The sequence below is a fragment of the Streptomyces sp. NP-1717 genome (assembly GCF_022695985.1).
Lineage (GTDB): Bacteria > Actinomycetota > Actinomycetes > Streptomycetales > Streptomycetaceae > Streptomyces.
Map to the genome: position 1 here is coordinate 1 of NZ_JAAPBF010000392.1, position 3,380 is coordinate 3,380.

Below are 3,380 nucleotides of genomic sequence, written 5' to 3' on the forward strand. Positions count from 1 at the left end.
CGACCACCGAGAAGAGAAACCTTCGCCATGGCTTCCCTGCTGTACCGGCTCGGCCGGTTCTCCTTCCGCCGGCGCAAGCGCGTCGTCGCCGTATGGCTCCTCCTGCTCGTCGTGCTGGGCGGAGCCGCCGCCACCCTCATGGGCCCCAGCAGCGACAAATTCACCATGCCCGGCACCGAGTCCCAGCGCGCGCTGGACTCGCTCCAGGAGCAGTTCCCGCAGGCCAGCGGCACGACCGGCACCATCGTCATAGCCGCGCCCGAGGGCGGGAAGCTCTCCCCGGCCGCGGTCGCGCCGGTGGTACGGGACGCCGCCGCCGTGCCCGGGGTGCTCGGCGCGGTGGACCCGTTCCAGGCCGGAGCCGTCTCCGAGGACGGCCGGTACGCCCTGGTCCAGGTGCAGTTCGAGACGGGCCCGGAGGACGTGACCGACGCGCAGCGCGCGGCGTACGAGAAGGTCGGCGCCGACGAGGAGGGGCTGCGGGTCGAGCACGGCGGTGAAGTCCTCAGCGCCGAGGTGGAGGTGGGCTCCACCGAGGCGATCGGTGTCCTGATCGCCGCGGGCGTCCTCGTCGTCACCTTCGGCTCGATGGTGGCGGCCGGCATGACACTGCTCAACGCGCTCGTCGGCGTCGGGGCCGGGATGGCCGGGCTGTTCGCCCTGAGCAGCGTGGTCGAACTCACCAGTACGGCTCCGATCCTGGCGCTCATGCTCGGGCTCGCCGTCGGTATCGACTACTCGCTGTTCATCACCTCCCGGCACCGCCAGTACCTGACCGAAGGCCTGGACGCCGAGGAGGCGGCCGGCCGCGCGGTCGGGACCGCCGGTTCGGCCGTGGTCTTCGCGGGCGCCACCGTCGTCATCGCCCTCGCCGGGCTGACCGTCGTCAACATCCCCTTCCTGAGCGTCATGGGCCTGGCCGCGGCGGGTACGGTCGCCGTCGCCGTCCTGGTCGCGCTCACCCTCCTCCCGGCGCTCCTCGGCTTCGCCGGGCTGCGCGTACTGCCCCGCAAGCAGCGCGACAGCGCGAACGGCGCGGGCACCGACACGGGCGCCGCCACCGGTACGGGCACTTCGAAGGACGGCTCGACCACCGAGCCCCGTGAGGGATTCGGCTTCCGCTGGGGACGGACCGTCACCCGCTTCCGCGTCCCCGTCCTCCTCGTCGGCATTCTCGGTCTCGGCGTACTGGCCCTCCCCGCCGCCGACATGCGCCTCGCGCTGCCCGACGCGGGCACCGCCGCGGCCGGCTCCGCGCCCCGTGAGGCGTACGACCTCACCAGCGAGGGATTCGGCCCCGGCTTCAACGGCCGCCTGATCGCCGTCGTTTCGAGCGACGACGCGGCGGCCACGGCCGTCGCGGCGAAGGAGGCCACCGAGCGGATCCAGGGCACGAAGGACGTACTGGCCGTCACGCCACCGCAGTTGAACAAGCAGGGCACCACGGCGCTCCTCACCGTCATCCCGAAGGCGGGCCCCACGGACGAGGCGACCGAGGCGGTCGTACGTGCCGTCCGCGACCGCGTGGCGGACATCGGGGACCTCCCGGGCGCGGCGGGCGCGGATGTCGCGCTCTCCGGCACCACGGCCGTCGGCATCGACGTCTCCGAGAAGGTCGCGGACGCCATGCTGGTCTATCTGCTGCTCGTGGTCGGCCTGTCGATCCTGCTGCTGATGCTGGTCTTCCGCTCGTTCCTGGTGCCGCTCAAGGCCGCGCTCGGCTTCCTCCTCACCATCGGCGCCACCTTCGGCATCACCGTGGCGATCTTCCAACAGGGCCATTTCGCCGACCTGTTGGGCGTCGACACACCCGGCCCGCTGGTGAGCTTCCTGCCGATCCTCCTCATCGGCATCCTGTTCGGACTGGCCATGGACTACGAGGTGTTCCTCGTCTCCCGGATGCGCGAGGACTTCGTCCACGGCGCCGGCGCGCAGCAGGCGACGGTGAGCGGGATGGGGCACAACGCCCGTGTCGTCACCGCCGCCGCGCTGATCATGACGGCCGTGTTCGGAGGGTTCGTCTTCATGCCCGACCCGATCATCAAGTCGATGGGCTTCGCGCTGGCCATCGGTGTGCTCGTCGACGCGTTCATCGTGCGTATGGCGCTGGTCCCGGCCGTGATGTCCCTGCTCGGGCGCGCCGCCTGGTGGCTGCCGCGGTTCGTCGACCGGATCCTGCCCAACCTCGACATCGAGGGCGAGAGTCTGCAGCGCAAGCTCGTACCGGAGCAGCGCGCGGCGGACGAGAGCGAGAGCGAGGACGCGGTCAGGGTGTAAGGCCCGAGCCGAACCGAGCCGAACCGAGCCGCGCCGGGCCCGCCTTCCGAAGGGGGGCCCGGCGCGGCTCGGTTCTTGTCGGGGGACGCAGTCGACCGTGGACTCGGCGACGGCCTCCGCCGAGCGGATTGGTCCCTATGCTTGGTGCGTACTTCTACAGATCTGTAGAGATACCTCCGTAACTGGAGTCCGGGAACGAAGGAGGGAACACCTCGATGGTGTTCAAACGACTGCTCGGTTCACTCGGCGTCGGCGGGCCGACGGTGGAAACGGTGCTGGAGGCGGGTGCGTTACTGCCGGGAGGCACCTTGCGGGGCGAGGTCCGGCTGGTCGGCGGGAGCGCGTCGTACGACGTCGACCGCGTCGACCTGGAACTGGTCGCCCATGTCGAGGCGGAGCACGAGGAGGGGGAGAGCAAGGGCTTCGTCGGCTTCGAGCGGTACGAGATCGGCGGGGGATTCCGGCTGGGCGAGGGCGAGTCGCACACCGTGCCGTTCGCGGTGCCGGTGCCGTGGGAGACCCCGTTCTCCGAGCTGCACGGTGAACCGCTCGGGATCACACTGGGCGTGGTGACGGACCTCGACATCTCCGGCGCCAGGGACAAGGGCGACTTCGACGCCCTCGCCGTACGGCCGTTGCCGGTGCAGGAGGCGGTGCTTGAGGCGTTCGGGCAGCTCGGCTTCGGCTTCAGGTCGGCGGACCTGGAGCTGGGACACATCAACGGGACCGGCCAACGGCTGCCGTTCTACCAGGAGATCGAACTGATCCCCGCGCCGAACTACGCACACCGGCTGAACGAGGTCGAGGTGACGTTCCTGGCGCACCCGGGCGGCACGGAGGTCGTCCTGGAGGCCGACGGGCGCGGGGAGGCGGGCGTGGACGACGCGCTGAACCGCTACACCCTCGGGCACGACGAGGTGCCGCACACCGACTGGAACGCGGTGGTGGCCGGGTGGATGGACCGCATGGCGAGCGCCTACGCGGACCACGGGCACGGGCATGGGCACGGGTACGGCTCCGACCACGGGTCCGGGCATGGTCACGGCTCAGGTTCCGGTTCCGGTATGAGTACGGGCGCGGCGGTCGCCGTCGGCGCGGCCGGT

2 protein-coding genes are annotated in these 3,380 nt (G+C 71.0%); both read left to right on the plus strand.

The genetic code is table 11. From position 1 onward, the window contains the following. Window positions 1-27: 27 nt before the first annotated feature. Window positions 28-2,277 (plus strand): MMPL family transporter, encoded by a 2,250-nt coding sequence (locus GXP76_RS34770; protein WP_242575606.1) that lies wholly within the window; start codon window positions 28-30, stop codon window positions 2,275-2,277. A 215-nt stretch (window positions 2,278-2,492) separates the two neighbouring features. After that, on the plus strand, window positions 2,493-3,380 hold an 888-nt coding region (locus GXP76_RS34775; RefSeq protein WP_242575607.1), incomplete at its 3' end, for a sporulation protein.